The sequence below is a fragment of the Nonomuraea sp. NPDC050786 genome, from assembly GCF_040654115.1.
Classification (GTDB): Bacteria; Actinomycetota; Actinomycetes; order Streptosporangiales; family Streptosporangiaceae; genus Nonomuraea.
In genome coordinates this window covers 212,836-235,458 of record NZ_JBFAHJ010000013.1, presented here as the reverse complement: position 1 = coordinate 235,458, position 22,623 = coordinate 212,836, and the positions used below count along the sequence as shown (strand labels likewise).

Here is a 22,623-nt window from a genome sequence, read left to right as displayed (position 1 = left end):
CCTTGTGAATGAATCTGAAGGGTCTGGGGTCGGGTATTGATGGACCACTGCTTCGGCGGTGCCCCGGCATGCGCGGACCGCGGGTGAATGGGCAGCGGGCACCGCCGGAACGGCTGTCTCACCGGCGAGGCGGTCAGGGGATTCGGCCGGTCTCAGCCGGCCTAAGCCTGCTTACGGTAGAGCAGGCCCTCGCTCCACACCAGATTGAGCTGGCCCCACTCGATCGCTGAGGCGACGTCCGGGAAGAAACTACGGCCGTGGTAGTTGGCGCTGGTGTTGCATAGGACCGGAATCCCACTGCGCTTGTGGTATTCACGCAGAATCGCGTGCAGATTCGGGTCGTCGGACTCATTGACGGTCTGCAGCCGCGCGGTGCCGTCCAAATGCATGATGGCCGGGATGCGGTCGACCCATTCCGGACGGAGCTTGTGTTCGAAGAGCATGTGCGGGTCTGGCGTGCCAGGGTCGAAGATGGCAGGCGCGTGCTCCTCGAGGCAGATCGGCGCGACCGGCCGGTAGTACTCGCGGCCCTTCACTTCGTTCAGCAGCTTCTTCATCGTCGCCTCGACGGCCGGAGCGATGATGCTCCGCCCGCCGAGCGCCCGGGGCCCCAGTTCAGCGCGGCCGTTGAGCACGACCGCGGCCTTGCCCGTCTCGTGCAGCAACCGGGCCAGCTCCTCCGGCGTGCACGGCGACACGCTCCACCCCTGCGGCACGTCGGGCGTCGGCTCGAGCTCCGGCCCGAGCCGGGTGCCCCACTCGATCGGCCGGAGACCCGCACCCCCGGCCGCGGCGAGGCATGCCGTGCCGATCGCGACGCCGGAGTCGTCGGGGAATGGCGGCACCCACATGGACTTGATCGCCGGGTGGGCCCGCAGGGCGCTGTTCCACTTGATGTTCAGCGCGCAGCCGCCGGCGAAGCACAAGTTCCAGGCATCGCCGCCCTTCCACGCCTGGATCTTCCGGGTCACCCGGTCGATCAGCAGCTCCTCGAGGAAGGTGTGGACGCTGGCCAGCACGTCCTCATCGGAGGCCCCGAGGCCCGCAGTGCGCTGCTGTACGGCCGAGAGGAACTGGTGCACGTAGGCATGGGACGGCTCGCCGGTGCTGCCACAGCCGATGATGGTCTCGCGGTAGTTCCGCACCCGCGCGGAGTCCGCGTCGAAGAACTCGAAGAACTCCTCACGGAAGATCTGCTTGATCTCCTCCCGCGACGTGCCGAGGGCGATGTACGCCATCATCTTCCCGGCCACGGAGAGGTCGTCGACGTTCTTCGACTTGTTCCCCCGCTTGAACGGGCCCCAGTACTGAGAGGCCATCGCGTAGGTGTGGCCGATGAGCGGGAACGCCTCGCCACCCGGCTCGATCCGGCCGTCGGCATCCACGCAGTAGAGCCGCGGGAAACAGCCGCCGTCCCACACCAGGACCATCGACGGCTCGCCGTGCCGGGCGAACGGGCTGGTGCAGTAGGCCGAGGCCAGGTGGCCGGCCACGTGGACGTAGCTGTCGTAGTCCAGGGCCTGGCCGCCGATCACGATCCGGCCGCGGTGACCGGGCAGTCCCGGGTCGGGCACCAGGGGCGTCTCGCGGTATGGGGCGACGAGGACCTCGGTCCGGACGCCGCCGGAGAGCACCGAGACGTGGCCGTTCTCGGCGCCGTCCCAGCCGTCCAGCGCCCATCGGCCGACGTCGCCGAGCCCGGCCCCGAAGTTGGACATGATCGTGACCAGGTCGTCGAGTTCGTCCACATTGCTGTACCGGGCACCGTTGGCGATCTTCTGCATCTCGATGTTGCACACGAGGCGGTCCTCGTCGAGCAACGCGATGCCGCCGCTCTGGGTGAGCTTCAAGCCTGCCGTGATCATGGTTTCGCGTCTCCCGTTTGTCGAGGGGCTCATACGCCGGGCTGTGTGGCGTCGGGGTCGTCGTAAGTCAGTTCGCTCAGCCGTCGCTCGGGATCGTCGATCATGGCGCTGAGCAGGTTCTGGTAGTAATCCGGGATGTCCTCGGCGAGATCTCCGGGAACGATGTCGGCCGCGATCTCGACATCACACCGGAGTCCGTCCTCGCCTTCCACGATGTTCAGCGCTAGGGGATGACCGGTGTGCTTGATCGGCAACGGATCGGCTTCAGACACGGCCAGCCCTTCCAAGGGAGGCACCGCCACCTGGCGGTAGAACGAGATCGATGTCGTGAACAGCTCGCTGCGCAGGCCGGCTCCGGCCGGGGCGAAATCCGCGATCAGGTCCGCGAACGGGTAGTCCTGGCTTTCGAGCCCGGTCACCAGGTGGTCCAGGACCTCGGCCACGTAGTCCGCGACCAGGACGCCCGCCGGCATCCGGAGGCGCAGCGGCAGCAAGTTCGAGCAGTACCCGACCACAGGGTCCAGCTCCGGCGGACGGCGGGCGGACGCGACCGGGACAACCAGGTCGTCCTGTCCCGTCACCCGGTGCAGCACCGCCCCCCACGCCGCGACCAGGTAGGCGAACACCGTGGCGCCTTGTTCGCGAGCGGTGGCGCGCATCCGGTCGCAGAACGCTGAATCGATCAGGAAGCTGTGCCGCACCGCCCGGTACGGAAAGGTCTCCGCCCGGCCCGAGGAAGGCAACGTCGGCATGGGCGCGTCCTTCAGGAGGCCGTGCCAGTACTCCCGGTGCTCGGCGGCCGCCGGGCCGGCGCCGACCCCCTCGTGCCAGGCGACGTAGTCCCGGAACTGCACGGCCGGCGGCAGCTGCGCGGCGGTGCCCCGGCGGCTCGCGTTGTAAAGCTCCGCGAGGTCGCCGACAAGGACATCGAACGACCAGCCGTCCATCGCCGCGTTGTGCGCCGAGAGCAGCAGCAGATGCCGGTCCGGGGCGACCCGCACCACCGCGGCGCGGAACACCGGCCCCGCGGTCAGGTCGAACCGCAGTCCGGCCCAGGTATCCCGGAAGGCTTCGAGTTCCTCCTCGGTCTGGCAGCTGTCCTCTGTCAGTACGTCGGCCAACACCGTCTCCGCCGCGGGGTGCACGACGAGCGTCCGGCCGTCCGCACCGAGCGTGGTCCGCAGCGCCTCGTGACGCGCGACCACACCTTGCACCGCGCCGCGCAGCGCGTCGCCGTCCAGCTGACCGTCGAGCCAGAAACCGACCGACATCCCGTACGCCGGAACGCCGCCCTCGTCGAGCGCCACCAGCTGCCGCTGCGCGAGGGTGCTGGGCGGGTTCACAGGCGGTGACGCAGGCTGTGACACCGGCAGCGGCGTGGTCGCCGCCGAACCCGGCCGGCCGTCGCCGAGCACGCCGTGCTCCCGCAGCTCGGTGATGGAATCGCGCACCGCCGCCCGGATGTGATCGAGATCGGCCTGCTCGTGCGCCGTGGACAGGAAGAAGTTGCGCATTTCCCAGACGAACACGCCCCGGTCGAGCAGGTTGAAGTAGAGCGGGTCCATGTTCTGTTCGTGCTCGAACCGGAACAGTGAGGAGAACCGGCCGACCTTGATCGGGACGTCGAGCTCGCGGAAGTCGGCGTTCAGCTGGTCGGTGAACAGCTCGGTCTTGCGGTCGAGGTCGCGCTGGAGGCCGGGGCCCGCCGCGCGCAGGTGGTCCACCATCGCCTTGGCCGCCACCATCGACATCGGGTGCTGATTGAACGTGCCGGCGAAGAACGTGGATTCGGCCGTCGGGCGGGAGTCGTCGCCGAAGCTCCAGACGCCGCCGTCGATGGCGTCCATGATCCCGCCCCGCCCTGCGATCACCCCGATCGGCATGCCGCCACCGATGATCTTGCCGTAGGTGGCCAGGTCCGCCTCGATTCCGTACAGACCTTGGACGCCGGCCGCGTGGCAGCGGAAGCCGGTCACCATCTCGTCGAAGATGAGCTTCGTGCCGTGCCGCTGAGTGATCTCCCGTACCCGGCGCAGGAACTGGGGGTTCTGCACGCCGGGGGTGCGGAGGGTCACCGGCTCGGTCAGCACCGCCGCGAGCCGCGGACCGTGCCTGTCGATGTACTCGAGCGCCTCGTCGGTGCCGAACTCGAGCACGCGGATGTTCGCCACGGCGCTCGACGGGATGCCTGCAGCGGCCGGCCGGGTGCGCAGCTCGCCGTTCTCGTGGGACGCAGCGGCGAGGACGCTGTCGGCGTGGCCGTGGTACGCCGTGGAGAACACCACGACGTCGTCGCGGCCGGTTGACACCCGGGCGATGCGCAGCGCCGTCATGACCGCCTCCGTGCCGGTGTTCAGGAAGGCGACCCGCTCCATACCGGTGAGTTCGAGCAGACCGGCGGCGACCTCCTCGACCAGTTCGGTGCGCGGAGCGAGGACAAAACCGAGGTCAAGGCGCTCGCGCAGGGCCGACATCACGACCGGCGGATTGTGGCCTAGGAGGTGGACGCCCCAGCCCAGGGTGAGGTCGACGTACTCGTTGCCATCGACGTCCCACAGCCGCGCGCCCTGCCCGCGCTCGGAGACGATCGGGTACAGCATCTCCTTGGTCGTGGGACGGAAGCCGATGGAGGAGCGGCTGTCGGCGACCAGCGGCCGGAATCGCTGGGCGAACTCCTTCGAGCCCTTCGTCCGGGTGCCGAACCGGTCGGCCAGGATCTTGAGATACCGGGTGCGCTGCCCCGTCTCCACTGGGCCGGCCGCACTCCGAGCACCGGGGGCGAGCGGGACAGTCGAGCGAGGTGGGGCGGGGCTCGCGGAGGGCCGCGGCGTGGGCGCCGAAGCGGTGACCGCGGCGATCGAGGTGCCGCCGGCCAGCAGGTCGAGCTGGCGCCGCATGACGAGGAGCTGCTCGGCGATCAAGTGCTCGACCGCCGTCGAGGCGCCGGATGGCGATTCGACCGCGGGCACTGCGACGGCTTGCGCAGCCGCCATCGGTTCGGGCGACGCCGCCGACGTCACATCGACGGCGGCCGACACTGATGCCACTACCGGCACTCCCGGCAACCGCTCGGCCGGCGCGTGCGCGGCGAGGTACGCCACCAGGCCGGACGGCGTCGCAACGTCGCCGAACAGCTGCCGGAGCGGCACCTTGCAGTCGAAGCGGTCCTCGACCAACCGCAGCATGCCGAGCAGCGCCATCGAGTCCGCGCCGAAATCCGTGAAAGAAAGGTCGGGGTCCAGCCGGTCCGGCCGGATGTCGAAATAGCCGCCGACCATCGCGACGACCTCTTGGAGCAGTGGATCCACGGTGTTCTCCTCGTGGTTCATGTCAGCCTGCCCGGTCCAGGCGCGCCGCCAGGCGGTCGATCGTCGGGTTCTTGAGCAGGTCGATCGTCGGCAGCGACACGCAGAGCTCGGCCTCGATCCGCTTGGCGAGCCGCACCGCGAGCATCAAGTCGTCGTCGATGTCGAAGATGCTCCGGTCGTTGCGGTCGACCTCGGTGCGCAGCACCTCGGACCACAGCTTCGCCAGCACCCGCTTCAGCTCGTCGCCGCGCGGCGGGCCGTCGGGGACGGCGCCGGTGGGCGGTGCCGGATCCGGCTCGTCGAGACGAAGCCGGCTGCGGTTCAACGGGTGCGCCGGCAGCGGGACCCTGCGGGGCTCTTCGCCGGACCAGTCCGACCAGTCCACCGGCACGCCCGCGGTCCACAGTCGGGCCGCGTCGTGAAGCAGCCGCGCCACCGGCGGCAGCGCCGAATCGGCGTCCGGACCGATCGCGGGCAGTCCGTCAGGCAGGGTTCCGATGGCGACCACCGTCGCCCCGTCCGACGCCCGGTCCGCGAAGGCCTCGGCCAGCCGACCGCCCTCCCACACGTCCCGGGTCCAGTACAGCGGATCGAGCGCCCGGGACTCCGGCAGTTCGCCGCCGACGACGGCCGACAGGATGGGGACGCGCGGGACGCGCGGCCGCACGACGGGCGGTCCGTCGAGCTGACCCGCCCGCCAGGACAGCAGCGCCAGTGCGTCGGCCTCGTCGAGGACCTCGCTGTAGCAGGCCGCGAGGACTTCGCCGGCCCCCGCTCCCCCGACCGCCTCGGGCCTGGCGCCGGACTCGGCCCACAGCGTCGCGAGCACCTGGCCGGCAGTCACCCGTGCCGCCATCGGGCTCTCGGCGCAGATCAGAGCATTGTCGATGGACCGCTGCGCTATGTCGGCGACGGCGGGCAGCTGCCCGGCCAACACCCGGAAGTCCTCGACAGATACCTCGCCGAACAGGAACGACACCGCTGAGGCGGTCTCCGCCGCCGGCCGGGCCGCGAGCGTCCCGGCGGCGAGGGCACGCAGTTCGGCCACGGCGGTGGCATGGTCGCCGGCGACGACGGCATGGCGGTGCGCGAAACCGCGCCGGCCGACCCGCAGCGTGTAGGCAACGGCGGCGAGATCGGGGGCGTCCGGCCGGTCCAGAGTGTCGGCCAGGCCACCGGCCAGCTCGCGCAGCGCCCTGTCGCTCTTGGCGCTCACCGCGAGCAGCCGCGGGCCGTCGGCCGGTGTCGGACGGCCGGGCGGGGGCGCCTCCTCCAGGACGACGTGGACGTTCGTGCCGCCGATCCCGAACGAGCTGACCGCGGCCCGCCGCGGGGTCGGCCCCGGCGGCCAGGCCGTCGCCACCGTGCCGATCCGGAACGGGCTGCCTTCCAGGTCGATCTGCGGGTTCGGCCGGGTGAAGCCCGGGTGACCGGGGATCTCACGGTGCCGCAGGGCCAGCACGGCCTTGATGAACCCGGTGATCCCCGCCGCCCCGGCCAGATGCCCGACGTTCGCCTTCACCGAGCCCAGGGCGCACTGCCCCGGCCGGGCCCCGCCGTCGGTGAACGCCTCGCTCAGCGCGGCGAACTCGATGGGGTCGCCCAGCGCCGTCGCGGTCCCGTGCGCCTCGACGAGCGTGATGGTGTCGCTGCCCACCCCGGCGACCGCGTGCGCCTCGGCGATCACGGCTCGCTGCCCCTCGAATCCCGGGGCGGTGTAACCGATCTTGTCGGATCCGTCGTTGTTGATCGCCGAGCCCTTCACCACGGCGAGGACCTGATCGCCGTCCTCGACGGCCTCGGCCAGCCGCTTCAGGGCGACCAGGCCGACCCCGTCACCGAACGTCGTGCCCGCGGCGTCCGCGTCGAACGGACGGCACTGCCCGTCCGGGGAGAACATCATCCCTTCGCTGAACACGTAGCCGGGAATACTGTTGGCGATCACCGAGACGCCGCCGGCCAACGCGATGTCGCACTCCCCCGCGACCAGGCTCTGCACGGCCATGTGCACCGCGACCAGCGACGTCGAGCAGCCGGTCTGCACGTTGACGCTCGGCCCGGTCAGGCCGAGCTTGTAGGAGATCCGGGTGGTCAGGTAGTCCTTATCGTTGGCAATCATGATCTCGGTGCCGTCGAAGCTCAGCGGGTCGCAGGCCCGGGCCACGACGTTAGTCAGGTACGTGTTCATCGACGCGCCGGCGAACACCCCGACGGCCTGGTCGCCAGTCCCGCTCGAGTAGCCGATGGTCTCGAGCAGCTCCCACGCGACCTCCAGCAGGATCCGCTGCTGCGGATCGAGCAGCCTCCCCTCGCGCCGGGTGTAGCCGAAGAACTCGGGGTCGAAGTCGAACGCGTCGGGCAGGAAGGCGGATCGCCGGACATAGCGGGAATCACGCAGCACCCGCTCAGGCACTCCGGCAGCGGCGAGTTCGGCCTCGGTGAACGTGCTCACCAGGTCGTCCCCGGCGAGCAGCCGGCTCCAGAACCGGTCCAGGTCGGGAGCGCCGGGGAACCGGCCGCACATCCCGATCACGGCCACGTCGTTCGGTCGGGCAGTCAGAGCGCCCGCGTCGTCAGGCATTCTTCCCTCCCCGTTCGCGAGCGCGCAGGCGCGCGCCGCGGACCGTGTCGTCCACCAGTTGGGCCCGCCGGTTCGACCTCCGGTCACGGCCGGCGCCACCGGCGGCGGTGCCGGCAGGGACCCGGCCGAGGCGCGCGGCCAGGCTGGCCACTGTCGGATAGCGGAACAGTTCGGAGACCTTCAGCGACGGGTCCGCGGCGTCGCCGGTGAGCAGCTGCTGGTGGACCTGCATCAGCAATACGGAGGTGCCGCCGAGGTCGAAGAAGTTGTCCTCGCGCCCGATGTCCGGCCGCTGCAGGACCTGCCGCCAGATGGCCGCGACCCGGCGCTCGTGGGTGCTCAGCGTCACGACGGGCCCCGGTTCGGTCCGCACGGCCGCATTCGCGAACTGCCCGGCGAGCTGCACGCGGTCGACCTTCTGGCTGGCGTTGAGCGGGAACGCGTCGAAGAATTTGATCGCGGTCGGCACCATGTACGACGGCAGCGACAAACGCAGCTCCGTCTTCAGGGCGGTCTCGGTCAGCTGCCGTCCCGGTTCGGGGATCACACAGGCGACCAGCCGACGGTCATCGACCCCTGCGCCGACGACCAGCGCCGTAGACCTTCGGACGCCGGGCACCTTGTCCAGCTGAGCTTCCACCTCCTCCAGCTCGATCCGAAACCCGCTGATCTTCACCTGGTTGTCGACGCGGCCGAGAATCTGCAGCAGTCCCTGGGAGTTGACCCGCGCCAGGTCGCCGGTGCGGTACAGCCGACCCTGGGGCTCGAAGGGGCTGTCCAGGAAGCGTTCCTTCGTCAGCTGCGGCCGATTGACGTAGCCGCGGGCGACGCACTGCCCGCCGATGTGCAGCTCTCCAGTGACCTCCGGCGGCACCGGCCGTCCGTGTTCGTCGAGCACGTGGACCCAGGTGTTCGCCAGCGGGCGGCCGACCGGCACGCCGGTGCCCGCGCAGTCCTCCGCCCGGACCGCCTGGGCAGTGACCCAGACCGTGGTCTCGGCCGGGCCGTACATGTTCCACAGCGTGCCGCACCACTCGCGGGCGGTCCGGGCCAGCGGCGCGGGCAGCGGCTCACCGCACGAGAAGACGTGCTGCAGCGCCAGGCCCCGCGGACCGTTCTGCCGCACCGCGGCCGCGAGGCCGTGCAGTGCCGACGGGGTCTGGACGATGTGTGTGACCCCTTCCTCGACGAGCAGCGTGTGGAAGAGGTCGGGCGACCGGACCGCGGTCGAGGGCACGACGACCAGGCGCGCTCCGGCGAGCAAAGTGCCCCACACCTCCCAGACCGACAGGTCGAAGCCGGTCGAGTGGAAGAGCGCCCCGACCGCGGTCTCGTCCATGACGGTGTACTCGCGCATCGCGTCGATCAGGCTCAGCACGTTGCCGTGCTCGACGTCGATCCCCTTGGGAGTCCCGGTCGAGCCCGAGGTGTAGACGGTGTAGGCCACGTCGCCGGCACCCGGCAGGTCTCCTGGTTCGCCGGCCGGCGGCAGGTCGGTCTCCCGCATCACCAGGACCGGCACCGCGGCGTCGGCCAGCATGCCTGCCAGGTCCGGCTGGGTGAGCACCACCCGCGCCTCGCTGTCCTCGAGCACCATCCGGCACCGGGCCGCGGGATAGGACGAGTCCAGGACCACGTAGGCCGCGCCGGCCCGCTGGGTGGCGACGATGGCGACCACCGTGTCGATGGAGGGTTCGAGCAGGAGGGCGACGCGGCTGCCCGGCCCGACGCCCTCGGCCTGCAGCCGGGCTGCCCAGCGTCCGGCCAGCTCGTCGAGCTCGGCATAGCTGAGCTGGTCGCCGGCGCAGCGCACAGCCACGCGATCAGCGTGCTGCTCCGCAGTCCTGCGGAACCGGACCGCCAAGCTGTCTTCCGGCCCGACGGACACCGTCATGGCGTGCAGGTTGATGCCGTCGCCGGCCTCGGTGAGGAGCGGCAGATCCGCCACGCTCCGGCCCGGATCATCGATCGCGGCCCGCAGCAGTGTCAGGTAGTGCTCGGTCATCCGCTGGGCCACCGCGGTGGGGAAGACGGACGCGCGGTGCTTGAGCAACCCGACGAGCCGGTCCCCGTCGTGGACGATCTCCAATACGAGTTCGAGCTGGTCGTCCTGCTGGTCCAGCCGGAATGGCACCGCGGTCAGCCCGGCCCAGGCGACCGGCCCCGCGCCCTCGTCGGCCACGTACAGGCCTGCGTGAGCCGGGTACCGGCTGGGCTTCTGGTAGCCGAACATCGCCTGGAAGACCGGATTCCGGTCGCCCACCCGGCGCGGGGCCAGCTCGCTGACGAGCAGCTCGAACGGATAGCTCTGGTGCTCCAGCGCCTCGAGAACGGTGCGGCGGGTCCGGCCGAGCTGTTTCCGGAACGACTGCGCATCACTCAGATCGGCGCGCAACACGACAGGGTTGATGAAGTTCCCGACGCTCTCGGACATCGTCCGGTCGGTCCGGCCGGCGAACGGGGCCCCCACCAGCACGTCCCGCTGCCCGGTGTAGCGGCTGACGAGGACCTGGAAGGCCGTCAGCAGCACCACGTAGGGTGTGACCCCCTCCTCCTTGGCCAGCGTGACCACGTCGTGGGCGAGCCCGGCGGGGAAGGGGAAAACGATCGATCCGCCCTCGCCTGCGTCCGACGGGTCGAGGTCGAACCGGGGCCATTCGGTCGGTTCCAGCCGACCGGAGAGCTGGGTGTGCCAGTAGGCGCGCGCCCTGCTGCCCTTCGGACCGGCGATCAGTCGGCTCTGGTGCGCGACGAAGTCGCTGTACGGGACGTTTCGTCCTGGGAGCTTCGCGGGGCGCCGTTCGGCCTCCGCGAGGTAGAGCTGCTCGAGTTCGGCCACGATGATGCCGAGCGACCAGAAGTCGCACACCACGTGGTGGAGGGCCAGCAGGACGACGGCCTCTCCGGGCGCCACCTGATACACCCGGACCCGGATCAGCGGGCCGGCCGCAAGGTCGAACGGCCTGCGGTTGGCGGTCCGCACCGCCTCGTCGAGCTGCTCCCCGGTCCATTGACGGGCGTCCAGCTCGGCGAAGTCGGGTTCGAGCCAGCCGTGCACGGTCTGGCGGCCCGCGGTGTCGTCCGGGCCGCCCGTGCCCACCGGGCTGAAGGTGGTACGCAGCGCCGCGTGCCGGCCGACGAGCGACTGGATCGCCCGGTGGAGCGTGGCGGAGTCGAACCCGCCGGTGAACCGGGCGGTGAAGGCGACGTTGTAGGACGCGCTGTCCGGGTTCATCTGATGCAGCAACAGCAGCGAGCGCTGCGCGTAGGAGAGCGGATGCTCGGTCCGCGCCTGGCCGGCCCGCGACCGGAGCGTCGCCTCCAGCCGCGTCCGGATGTCGTGGTCGGTCATGAGATCGTCCTCTCGGTCGATCCGGCGGCGTCGTGGTCGGCCAGCCAGGGTAGGAGCGACTCGATCTGGTCCTGGTTCAGCGAATGAAACGAGGCCAGCAGCCGTTCTGCCTCCTCGGGCGAGAACGGATCCGCGGCGGGCGCGGACACCTTGCTCGCGCGGAACGGCGCGTAGTACGCCGCCCAATCGACCCGAACACCGGCCCGTTCCAGACGGTCCAGGTGCCCCAGGACCGTGGCCGGGTCCGGATTCCGGGCGGACAGACCCGGCAGCCAGACCTCGTCGCCGCCAGCCTGGGACCGGCCCGAGGTGGTGAGCGTCCGGCCGGGTCCCACCTCGAGCAGGACCGTGCAGCCGCTGTCGAGCAGGGCACGGATGCCGAAGAGGAACCGGACCGGCGAGGTGAGCTGACGACCCCAGTACTTCGCGCCGAGATCCCCGCCGGTCGCCCACCCGCCGGTGACGTTCAGCGCCAGCGGCACGGCCGGCGGCCGGTGGGCGATCCGGCCCGCCGCCGCCACCAGGGCCGGGACGGCCGGGGCGACCAACGTCGAATGGAAGGCGTGCGTGGTCTCCAGCGGGATCGTCAGCCAGCCCCGCTGCTCGAACGCACTCTCCAGCGCATGCATCGCGGCATCCGTGCCCGAGACGGTGACGCGTTCCGGCGCGTTGTACGCGGCTACCGCCGCCGCGTCTCCCTGGGCCGCGACCAGTCGCTCCAGCTCGCCCAGGTCGCGACAGCCCACGGCGACCATCCGGCCGGCACCGGGGACGGCCGCGAAGGACCGGCCGCGCGCGCTGACCAGTTCGAGCCCTTCCTCGGCACCGAAGACCCCGGCCACGCAGGCGGCCGCGTATTCGCCGAGGCTGTGGCCGATTACCGCGGCCGGCGTCACCCCGCACGAGGTCCAGAACTCCGCCAGCGCGACCTGCAGGAGGAAGAGCGCCGGCTGGAGCAGCTCGGCCCGGGTCTGGGCGGCCGCGTCGGCGAACACGTCGAGCGGGCCGACGCCCGTGAGGCGGCGGAAGACGTCGGCCTGCCGGTCGACCGCCGCACGGAACACCGGGTGTTCGCGGTAGAGCCCCACGCCCATGCCGGCGTACTCGGAGCTCTGCCCAGGGAACAGAAACCCGATCCGGGGCCCGGCTCCAGCCGCTGTCACGATCTCTCTCTCCTGCGCAGCGTGGGCCGGGGGCTGCTGCCGGCGACGGTGAGCTGAGCCGCCATGCCCCGGATCGTCTTCGAGTCGAAGACCGCCCGAACGTTGAGCTCACACCCCAGGACGGCGCGCACCCGACTGCTCAGCTGCATGGCGAGCAGTGACGTTCCACCGAGAGTGAAGAAGTCGTCGTCTGGATACGCCTCCGGAACGTCGAGCACCTCGGCCACGATCTCGCACAGCTGCTGTTCCCGAGGATCGGCAGGCGTCGTGACAGCCCCGTCCGCGTCCGGCTCCGTGCTCGTCGGCTTGCGGGCCGACAGTGCCCCGCGGTCCAGCTTGCCGTTGGCCGTGACCGGGAACGTGTCGAGAACCTCGACCCGGTCAGGCAGCATCGCGGATGGGAGCCTGCCCCGCAGGAATTCCCGGACCGCGGAGGTCGTCAGCCCGTCCCCGCCTTCGTCGCCCGGCACGATGCCCGGCACGATGTAGGCCACCAGTTTCGCCATGGGCGTGCCCTCGTCGGTCGCGACGACGGCGGCTCGAGCGATGGCGGGGTGGGCGAGCAGCGCGGTCTCCACCTCACCGGGCTCGACGCGCACGCCGCGAACCTTGACCTGGTCGTCGATCCGGCCCAGGAATTCCAGCTGCCCATCCGGACGCAGTCGGCCCTTGTCGCCGGTGCGGTACATGCGCTGTCCGGGGACGTCACTGAACGGGTCGGCGACGAACCGCTGGCTGGTGTGCCCGGGCTGTCCCACATACCCCTGGCCCACGCCGGGCCCGCCTATGCAGACCTCGCCGGCGAACAGCGGCGGCAGAAGCTGGAGCTGGTCGTCGACGATGTACAGCCGGGACATTCCGGCCGCGCGCCCGGCCACCTGCCGGGGATGCTCACGGATCTCCGTCAGGGTCGACTCGACCGTGCACTCCGTGACGCCGTACGAGGTGAAAGCGAGAAGCCCGGGCTCGTCGCGCAGGCGCTGCCACAGCCGATCGGAGGCGTTCTCGTTGCCGGTCACCAGGATCTTCGGCCGGTGCGGCAGCTCAAGGAGGCCGCCGTCGACCAGGATCTCCATCTGGCTGCAGCTGAGGTCGAGCACGTCGATCGCCGACCCGGGATCCGATCCCCGGGCGAGGAGCCGGAGCGGGTCCATGCGCTCGTCCTCGTCGATCAGCACCAGCCGGTGCCCAAAGGCCATCATGGCCAGGCACTGGTTGACGAACACGTCGAAAGTCAAGGGACTGATTCCACCGATGGTCGCCTGCCGGCCTTCGGGCAGCTGGGCGTACATCGGGGCGAGCTGGGTGGTGGCGAGCGCGACCACGCCCGCCTGGTCGACGACGACACCCTTCGGCTTTCCTGTGGAACCCGAGGTGAAGACCACGTAGGCCGGGGCGGCGGCAGGGCGACACGTGACGCCGGCGCCGGACTCCCCCTCGGCAGACTGCGCCGCGTCCGCCCGGAGCCCGACCGCGGAGACCGTCTCCACCTCGGCGAAGGACTCATCCGCGACCAGCAGGGCGACGCCCGCCTCCTCGATGAGCATCCGGCGGCGGGCCTCGGGCTGCTGCGGATCCAACAGCAGAAAGGCCCCGCCCGCACACCAGGTGGCGAGCATCGCGACGAGCAGATCGGTGCGCCTCGGCAGGGAGATCCCCACCACGGTGCCGGTCCGCACGCCGCGGGCGCGCAGACCCGCGGCCGTCATCCGAGCCTTGTCGGCCAGTTCGGTGAAGGTGAGGTGTTCCGCCCCCGCGCGCACCGCTTCACGTTCGGGAGTGGACGCGGCGGTCAGTTCGAAGAGCTCCCACGCCGAGGTGCACTTCACGGCGGCAGAGTCGCGCGTCCCGTCGCCGGCGCCGAGCGCCAGCGTCCACGCCAGTCCGGGCCCGTCGAGAATCGGAATGCTCCCGAGTGGGACGTCGGGCGTCCGGATGAGCGACCGCAAAAGAGTTCCGTATGCCTCGGCGAACCTCTGCATGACCGCGTCGGAGAACCGCCGCCGGTCGTACTCGACGGTGACCGCGAGGTCCCCGTCCAGCCGCTGAACGCGCAGGTTCAGGTCGAAGTGCAGCCCCGACTGGTCCGACTGGTCCGGCGCGACCGTCACCTGGAGGCCGTCCAGCGCCCAGACCCCGTTCGGGTCGAGCGTGTCGTACTCGATGTTGGCCTGGAACAGCGGGTTACGGTCGGCGTTCCGCTGCGGAGCCAGGGCGTCCACCACGGCATCGAACGGCACGTCCTGATAGTCCAGAGCGTCCTGGACCGTGTCCCCGACGCCGTCGAGGAACTGGGCGAAGGTCGGCGTCGGCAGCACCTGGGAGCGCAGCACCACCGTGTTGGCGAAGAACCCGATCGTCCGGAAGAAGTCCGAGTGCGGCCGGCCCAGCATCTGCGCGCCGACCGTCACGTCGCTCTCCCCGGTCCAGCGCCGCAGCAGGACGAAGTACACCGCGAGTAGGCAGGTGAACGGGGTGACCTTGCGTTCCTGGCAGAACGCTGCGAATTCCACCGCCACGTTCTCTGACAGCGGCACCGGCAGCCGGGAACCGACCATCCTGTCCGGGCCGGGCTCGCCGTCCTCAGGCAGGCGCGGCGGCTGGACGCCGGCCAACTGGCCACGCCAGTAGTCCAGGCCTTCGCGATCCACCCCGCGGCTGTTCTGCGCCAGGCAGAATTCGGAGTACTGAGTGACTGGCGCGGCGAGGGCGTGTGCTTCGGGATCGGTGTAAGCCAGGCACAGTTCCTCAGCGAAGATCTGCGCGGAGATCTCGTCGATGACGATGTGGTGGAAGGCGAAGAGCAACAGATGCTGCCCGGACCCGACGCGGATGACGCTCGCCCGCCACAGCGGTCCCGACGCGAGATCAAACGGGATGTCGGCCAGTCGCCGGGCCTCGACGTGCGCCCATTCCCGCCGCGTGTCCGGCGTCTCGCCCTCGGCCTCGACGACGTCGACCAGGACGGGCTGGGCGGCGACGTCATCCACGTGCCGCACCACCTGGAGAATGTCACCGTCGCGCTCCAGGAACGTCGTCCGTAGGGCTTCATGCCGACGGTGCAGCACGTTGAGCGCACGCTCAAGGCGGTCCGTCTCGAGATCCCCGCCCACGTCGAGCACCGCCTTCCAGTTGTCGGCGGTGCCGTCCGGCTCCATGACCCAGGCGAGATACATCCTCCGCTGCGCGGACGACGCGGCGGCGATCCGGGAATCGCGCCCGCTCACCCGGTTACCTCCTGGAGCCGACATGTCCTATCCAATTCTTGTCAAGCAATCCGGACACGAAGGAACTCCCACCAATTCTGTTCTGTCATCGAAAAGTCAGCCTACTGATCCCAAGAGGTTTTCCCTCATGCCGGAAAGGGCGACGGACAACCCAGGAGAAACAGAACGCCGCCGACCGACATAGGACCGCATCGGCTTCTGTCTTGCCGGCGAGACAGCGGACAGGGCGGTCCCGGCCGTTACCCAAATTGAACTTGCAGGCAGGCCGGGTCGTGACTTTTGGTCGGTTCGGGGTTATGACGGGCGTGTGAGGTATCCACAGGCCGCCATGTGGGTGTCACCGGCAAGAGTACGCACTTTCCTAATTGACACCGCGCTGAACTGCTTCCCGACCTCGTTTCTTGTCTTGCTGGCGAGACAGGAGTCGACGATTAGCTTCCGGAGACGCATCGACCTTGGGGTACGGTACTGCTGCGTAGTAGACCGATCCGTCCGTCTCGGCGAATTTGGATTCTTCGCGATGTTGCGCAGACCTGGGGGAATTTTCAGATGACCGTGGATCAATCCCAGTTTCCCAGCGATGAACTTTGCGCCCATCGGGTTCTTTACGTAAGGGCGAGTGATCCGGAAGAGATCCTGCTCTCCAATGCCATGGTCGACGATCTGGCTCAGGCGATCCACGGGCAAGGGCACGCCGGTGAAGCCCATGGAGAGCCTGTTGCTGAGCTTGACCACATCCTGCGTCGCGCCAGAGAATGGGCGGACGCCGAGCGTGAATGCTATCGACTCATCGCCGAGTCCCCGCGATTCGCCGACACCCAGTCGTCGATAGTCAGTCGAATCGCGTTGAACAGCGCACCGATGGCCCTGGTCTCAGGGGCTTGGCTCCAGTGGCTCGTCTCATCGGGCAACGGCGACAGCGAGTTGAGCACCCTCGTGCTTGGCATGTATGCGACAGACGTGGGGGTCGGACATCCGCGGTCCGACCGGGGAAGCCGCTATTCGGACCTCCTCCAAGATCTCGGTCTCGCGAGTCGAGCAGTGCCGGAATCGCGCCTGGCGGCTGAACCCCAGACGCTGGACTGTGCGTTCGAGCTGCCCAGTGTGATGCTGGCCATGAGTCGTTGCGGTGAAGAGTTCCTGGCGGAATTGCTGGGCGCCGACGTCTGCCTCCGGTGGATGGGTCTGTTGCCGCCCCTTGGATTCCTGCGGAACAGTCTGCACATCGAGGCGCGGTGGGATTCCATCGATCTCGGCCGGCAGACCCGCGACACATCGCTCACGATCGCGCGAACCTTCATCGCAGCCAATGGCGGCGAAGCGGCGAGACTGCTGCACGGCGCACAATGGGCTCTTGCGCGAGTGCAGGAGTGGAGCAATGAATTGCGCACTGATGTCGAGAACGCTCTCGATCCGGCGTTCGAGATGGCGGAGATGCTTCGGCTGCGCGCTCGGCAGGCGGCTGTGTATCACGACGACTTCCTGCTCGACGGCAAGTCGCTGAGAGACTGGTTCCTGGATGCCAGAGACGGCGGCGCCGAAGGGTTCATGGCGGCGCTGGCCGCGAGCAGACTGGTGAAGCCGGGGCAGCCGGATGGCAGCAGACTCCTCGGCAGCCTTGTCGACGCTGCCGGGCCGATGTTCCGGATCTTCTCCCCGGAAGACGTGGGCGTGATCCGTCGGTGGATCGCGTCTCTGGGGAAGGACAACGGGCAGAGCGCAGGTTCATCGCCGGGGGCCGGCCGGTCCACCACGCTGGAGACCGACGGAGGGGAATCGATCGGAACCGACGTCTCCCGCACAACTCCGCCTGGCTTGGCCGCAGCACGAAGAGTCATTGTCGACGACGAAGTGCCGGCAACGATTCGCCTGGCCTACCATCGGCTGCTCCGCCGAGGCGACTCGCCTGAGCTTCGTCGGTATGCGCTCACTTACGTTTCCGATTGGCTGGACCGATCGCGAGCGGGCATCGAACGGGTTCGGAAACCTCCTCGGACCTGGCAGCCCGGCAGCCTTCGGAAATGGCTCCTCGACCAGCACGACGAACAGGACGAACTGTTCCAGGCCTTCGGTGACCTGGAGGCGCCGGCCCGTGACCTCGTCATCGACACGTATGTGCAGATGGCGCCGTTGAATTTAATCGACGGAAGCTGGCTTTCGGGTTTCACCGATTATCGGCAGGCATCGTCGGATTTCGGCCATTTCCTCTTCGCCACGTACTTTGACGAGCTCGGGAACGGCGAGCGTCGACTGAACCATCCGCTGATCTATCGCGAACTCATGCGCGAGATGGGATTCGATCTACCGCCCACAGCGTCTCTCGAGTTCGCCGACTGGCCGGGTTTCCGGGATGAATCCTTCGAGCTGCCCGTCTACTGGCTGTCGATCAACAGGTTTCCACGAAGGTTTCTGCCCGAAACCCTCGGGCTCAATCTCGCGATGGAGCTGTCGGGGGTCGGCGGAACGTATCGGCGTGAGCGGTTCAACGTTCGCGCGCACGGCTTCAGCAGCGAGTACTTCGACATCCACAACACCATCGACAATGTGGCGACCGGTCATTCGGCCTGGGCGGCCGACGCGATCGAGATCTACCTCGCCGGGCTGTGCACGCGTCTGGGGGCGGAGGCGGCCGAGAAGTCGTGGGAGCGGATCAGAGTCGGCTTCCGGTCGTTGCACCCGCCGCTGCCTCGGCCTGGCGCCGAGGACAGGTGCAGCGCAAAGACCTGAGAGCCGCGCGCTGGAGACGATGGTGGTGCCTCCCAGCGCGCGGCTCGAAACGGTCCTCGAAACAGTCAGGATCGGCTTGCGGCCTGCCGCAGTATCGCCGCGGCCCAGGTCTCGAGCGGCTCACCGTCCCTGTTGGCGGCTCTTTTGAGCTGTGACAGATCTTCGGCGGAGAGCTCAAGATGCAGGAGGCGCGCTTCGGGCGTCGGGCCGGAGTTGCCGCGGGCTGCTGCTGGGGCGGATCCGGCAGCGGTGTCGACGCCGTCCGCGCCAGTGGAACCCTCGACGTCCGGCAGTGCCGGTTCGCCCCGTCGAGTGAGAAGGCTTCCCTTGATCTCGGCGCGCAGCTTGTTCCTGCTCCAGCTCAGCTCTTCAGCCTTCCGCAGCCAGTAGTCCTGCTCCGGTTGCTCGAGGGCCACGACCTCGAGGTGGTGACTGAAGCTCAGCCCCGGCCGTCGACGGGGCAGCGGGAACCTACGAGCCACCCAGGTGTAGTTGCGAAGAGTCTGGTAGCTCAGCGATGTCCGCTTGATTGCTTCTTCGTACCGGTCCTGGAACGTGGTCTCGCCGTAGACCAGCCAATCGGCAATCCACCAGGTCGAGGAATCGCTGATGGCGAAGAGCCTGCTGCCGACCTGTTCCCACATGTTCAGGCTCTGCTTGGACGTGAACAACAAGCCCGCTTTGTGAACGCGAATACCCGATCCGATGGGCAGTCCCCCTATGCTGGCTGTTACGGCATGCGGTGCGGCCGAAGTTGCTGCCTCGTGCGGTTTCATTGTCCCGTGTGACTGTCTTGGGCTGGGTCCAGTGTGCAATGCTACCCCCGTTACCACGTATCACGATTCCGTAAACCACCAACCCCTCGGATCGAGACAACAGGCGCCGCCGGGGCACGTAATGGAGGGCTGTGTAATAGCAGCCGATTGCCGATCGCCCCATGCTCGGCACACCATACTTGCCCATTTCATGATTCGCATCTATCTAAACCCTTCTTCTTGAGCCAAAGCGTCCCGGTGATCACACTTTTGCTGTAGCACTCGCCGCGACCCGGCTCTGAGTGCGCATGTAAACATTGCGATGAACGATGCCTTCTCAATGTGCTATCGCTGTCCCAAAAAATGTCGGCACATCCACATCCCGACTCGTGCGCCTCACCGCGAAGGTCACGCAACTCACCGGAGCCGGGGACGACGCGCCAGGTTCCGGTGACTGTGGCGGCCTTCAGCGTCCCCTGATCTCGCAGGACCAAGGTTCCAGCACCGCCGTGGAGAGTGCCGATCACACACTCGACGCCAACGAAGCTGGCCCCATCATCGTTGACGGTCTGCAAGAACTCGGCGAAGCCCTCCCTTCGATGTCGCCAGAGAATGTTTCGACGACATGAATGCGGACCAGTACCGGCCCTTCGGCGGGTTGATCGTTGGGGTGGGCCTCGTAGCTTGACATCCATTGCGCCGGTCGCGTGGCGGTGCTCGATCCGTGTGTCGGCCATCGGTGGCTCCTGTTCTCGCTGCTGCGTTGCTGTTTGCAGAAGTCTTGCAGCGAGCGCTGGCGTGACGCTGACGCCCGACTGACGCGAGAATGTCCTTGTCCGAGGACAATTCAGGCTGGGTGCCAAGGACTCGGGCGCCTTATGCGACCTGCACGTAATCGTGGATCAGCCCGCCGAGGCCGTCACGTCGAATGAACTCGATATCGTCCTCGGCCGGATCGGGAAGGGCTCGCAGCGGAGCGGCCTGCCCCAGGGAGCGATGCGGGCGATGCTCATTGGAGCGGGCCTCGTAGGCAGCCAGCACGCCCGTAAGATTGCGGCCACGGGAGTGGTGTACGAGTTTGGCCTGGTCACAGGCGTGGCGTCGTGAAATGAAGACGGCCATCGAGTGATCCTTCGAGTAGCTGGACGGAGATCGAGGGAGAAGCAGACGGTGGCCGCAGACACCAGCGTGACGCCCGCTCAGTGGCTGACCACCACCGCCATCATTACCCCGCCGTGTGGCCGGCCCAAGGAGAGATCTCTCTCAAATGCGGTCACAGTGTGCGGGATCTCCTGTCGTCCTGGCGACGCCGCCGACCGGCATGTGCCAGGACGGCGCAAGTGGCGCGACAGAGCAGGTCGCCAGACTTGGGGCCTGTTCGAGCCGGCCGCTCTATGGGGGACGGCGTGCGTCTGGTGGCGCATGGCGCATGACGGCCGGCCTGAAGCTGAATTTCCTCGATCGCATCTCCGATGGGAGTTTCAACATGAAGACCGGTTACTCCGGCTTCACCAGGAAGAACGTATGCGGCGCGGCCGCCGTGCTGACGTTCGGAGTCGTAATGGCCGTGTCAGCACTGCCTGCGGTGGCCTCCGCCACCTCGGCTGCTCCCGCCGCAGCCCGGCAGGCGGCGGGCGACACGTTGCAGTCGGGCCAGACGCTTGCGGCGGGCGAGACGCGACGCTCGCCCAGCGGCCGCTATCTGCTGGCCATGCAGCCCGACGGCAACCTGGTCCTGTACAACGATGCCAAGCAGGTGCTGTGGTCCAGCGGGACCGCGCCGAGCAAGGGCGCCGCCGCCGTCATGCAGCCGGACGGCAACCTCGTCGTCTACAGTGCCGCCCAGAAGCCTCTGTGGTCCAGCGGTACGGCACCCTCCGCCGGCGCGTCCCTCTCCGTTCAGGACGACGGCAACCTGGTCATCTACAGCAGATACGGGATTCCGGTGTGGGAGCGCAAGATGACCTCCGCCAAGCTGGCTGCCGACCGAGTACTCCGGCAGGGCGACTACGTCCGCTCGCCCAACCGCCGGTACGTGCTGCTCATGCAGGACGACGGCAACCTCGTGCTCTATCGCGGCACGATCTCACTGTGGAGCAGCAAGACCGCCCCCAGTCCCGGCGCGTTCGCGGTGATGCAGAGCGACGGGAACTTCGCCGTCTACAGCAAGGGCGAGAAGCCGCTATGGGGCGCACAGACCGCCCCGAACCCGGGCGCCTATCTTCTCGTCCAGGACGACGGCAACGCGGTGGTCTACAGCAGGAGCGACAAGCCGCTGTGGTCCACCAAAACCGCGAAATAGCCTCTCCAGGCGACGCCTGTGGCCGACGGACGGCGCTCCCTGAACTCGGTCCGGCGTGGAAGTTACCGATCAGCCGAAGACGCGCCTGGAAGAAGCCGAATGGTTGATCTATCAGCAGAGTAGGAGCACAGCGTTGTCGGTGCGGGCGAAGAGACTGCCGTCGATGAGGACGAGAGGGGTTGCGATCTCCTCGTATCCGATCTCTTCGCCTGCATCTGCGGGGAAGTCCGCCGACCACGTGGCTGCCTCGTCCAGGGCGATGCTCCATCTCAGGTCGCCGGTGCCGGCGTCGAGCGCCTGCAGGCCGCCGTTCTCGGTCGCCAGGTGCAGGATGTTTCCGGCAAGCAATGGCGCTCCCACCATGGATGCGTCCAGGTAGCGAGTCCATTGGACGGTCCCGGTGGCGAGATCGAGAGCATCGATCCGCTTATCCGTGCGGCAGTAGGCCAGATCAGGCCCGAAGATCGGCGCTCCGGCGGGAGACTCGTACGCGTCATCAGCCCCTTTCAGGGTAAGCGTCCGCTCCGGCCGCCCCGTTCGCGGATCGAGACCGACCAGCTTCGGTTCGTTCGGGTGATCGGCATGTAGCCAGCCTTGGACCACCCATACGAGGCCGTGCGCCCAGACGGGTGGATGAGCGAACAGCAATGCGTCCGGCGTGTCACACGGCGGCAGCCGCGGGCACGCCGATTCGTCGTCTCCCCAGATCTCCCAGCGCAGAGCGCCGGTACGCAGGTCGAAGGCATGCACCCCGCTAACTTCGTGGCGATGCGGCTCAAACCCTTCGGCCACCAGCACCATCCCATCGGCGATGGTGGGATGGACGGAGAGCAGGCCGTAAGTGTGGTTATCAGAACGCTCGCTGGTCTGCCAGCGGAGCCGACCCGAGGCGGCGTCGAGAGCCTCTATCCCGTTGATGCCGACTCTCAAGAGAAGGTCGTCGACCACGGTGGGCCTGCCTGCTCCTTCGATCTTCCACCTCAACTGTCCATCGCTTCTCTCACACCCGAAGGTTTCTTCACCTGTGTCGATAATGACCAGGCCGGGAGTGAGAGCGGGTGGCCACTCCAGGCGCATGAAATCCCAGTCGTCGTGATCCTGCGGATTGTCGCAGTGCTGCTGGTGCCAGAGCCGATGGCCTGAGTCGATGTCGAAGGCGCAGGCATTGCCCTCGGCGTCGCTCACATACATCACGCCATCGGCCACGGTCGGAAGCGAAGGGCCCGCAGGAGTGGTGAACCGCCGCACCACCTGCGGTTCGCTGACGAGGCCTGGACCGGCACATCGGCCGGTGCGGGCCAGATCGCCGCAGGGCACGGTGCCTTGGGACATTATCGGGCCTC

12 protein-coding genes are annotated in these 22,623 nt (G+C 68.4%); 2 read left to right on the top strand and 10 right to left on the bottom strand.

The window, feature by feature from the left end; translation table 11 throughout:
- Positions 1-161: 161 nt before the first annotated feature.
- From AB0H84_RS24685 to AB0H84_RS24660, 6 genes are read right to left on the bottom strand one after another with little or no spacing between them, the layout of a single operon-like run.
- Positions 162-1,865: a carbamoyltransferase N-terminal domain-containing protein gene (locus AB0H84_RS24685; protein ID WP_357608401.1), complete on the bottom strand. Its 1,704-nt coding sequence runs from the start codon at positions 1,863-1,865 to the stop codon at positions 162-164.
- Between the two features lie 29 nt (positions 1,866-1,894).
- Positions 1,895-5,173 (bottom strand): aminotransferase class III-fold pyridoxal phosphate-dependent enzyme, encoded by a 3,279-nt coding sequence (locus tag AB0H84_RS24680; RefSeq protein ID WP_357608399.1) that lies wholly within the window; start codon positions 5,171-5,173, stop codon positions 1,895-1,897.
- A gap of 22 nt (positions 5,174-5,195) precedes the next feature.
- Complete coding sequence (locus tag AB0H84_RS24675; protein WP_357608396.1) at positions 5,196-7,754, bottom strand: beta-ketoacyl synthase N-terminal-like domain-containing protein; 2,559 nt, start codon at positions 7,752-7,754, stop codon at positions 5,196-5,198.
- Positions 7,747-11,106: an amino acid adenylation domain-containing protein gene (locus AB0H84_RS24670; protein WP_357608393.1), complete on the bottom strand. Its 3,360-nt coding sequence runs from the start codon at positions 11,104-11,106 to the stop codon at positions 7,747-7,749. The genes AB0H84_RS24675 and AB0H84_RS24670 overlap by 8 nt, the downstream gene beginning before the upstream one ends.
- The gene (locus AB0H84_RS24665) at positions 11,103-12,269 is read right to left on the bottom strand and encodes an acyltransferase domain-containing protein (protein ID WP_357608391.1); all 1,167 of its coding nucleotides are present in this window, start codon (positions 12,267-12,269) and stop codon (positions 11,103-11,105) included. Before AB0H84_RS24665 ends, AB0H84_RS24670 begins: the two co-directional genes overlap by 4 nt.
- Positions 12,266-15,496 carry an amino acid adenylation domain-containing protein gene (locus AB0H84_RS24660; RefSeq protein WP_357608388.1) on the bottom strand — a complete coding sequence of 1,077 codons (3,231 nt, stop codon included), beginning with the start codon at positions 15,494-15,496 and terminating at the stop codon, positions 12,266-12,268. Before AB0H84_RS24660 ends, AB0H84_RS24665 begins: the two co-directional genes overlap by 4 nt.
- A 549-nt stretch (positions 15,497-16,045) precedes the next feature.
- On the opposite strand from AB0H84_RS24660, the gene AB0H84_RS24655 reads away from it, so the two are divergent.
- Complete coding sequence (locus AB0H84_RS24655; protein WP_357608384.1) at positions 16,046-18,223, top strand: iron-containing redox enzyme family protein; 2,178 nt, start codon at positions 16,046-16,048, stop codon at positions 18,221-18,223.
- A gap of 65 nt (positions 18,224-18,288) precedes the next feature.
- On the opposite strand, the gene AB0H84_RS24650 is transcribed toward AB0H84_RS24655, so the two are convergent.
- From AB0H84_RS24650 to AB0H84_RS24640, 3 genes are all read right to left on the bottom strand, one after another.
- On the bottom strand, positions 18,289-18,894 hold the full coding sequence (locus tag AB0H84_RS24650; protein ID WP_357608382.1) for an LmbU family transcriptional regulator: 606 nt from the start codon (positions 18,892-18,894) through the stop codon (positions 18,289-18,291).
- A 293-nt stretch (positions 18,895-19,187) separates the two neighbouring features.
- A complete protein-coding gene (locus AB0H84_RS24645) occupies positions 19,188-19,673 on the bottom strand; it encodes a DUF3224 domain-containing protein (protein ID WP_357608441.1) in 486 nt (161 codons plus the stop codon).
- Between the two features lie 181 nt (positions 19,674-19,854).
- Positions 19,855-20,100: a hypothetical protein gene (locus AB0H84_RS24640; RefSeq protein WP_357608379.1), complete on the bottom strand. Its 246-nt coding sequence runs from the start codon at positions 20,098-20,100 to the stop codon at positions 19,855-19,857.
- Between the two features lie 364 nt (positions 20,101-20,464).
- On the opposite strand from AB0H84_RS24640, the gene AB0H84_RS24635 reads away from it, so the two are divergent.
- Positions 20,465-21,280, top strand: coding sequence for a hypothetical protein (locus AB0H84_RS24635; protein WP_357608376.1), 816 nt, complete (start codon positions 20,465-20,467; stop codon positions 21,278-21,280).
- A 111-nt stretch (positions 21,281-21,391) separates the two neighbouring features.
- Here the strand turns inward: AB0H84_RS24635 and AB0H84_RS24630 are convergent, their stop codons facing one another.
- On the bottom strand, positions 21,392-22,612 hold the full coding sequence (locus tag AB0H84_RS24630) for a PQQ-binding-like beta-propeller repeat protein (RefSeq protein ID WP_357608374.1): 1,221 nt from the start codon (positions 22,610-22,612) through the stop codon (positions 21,392-21,394).
- Positions 22,613-22,623: the final 11 nt, after the last annotated feature.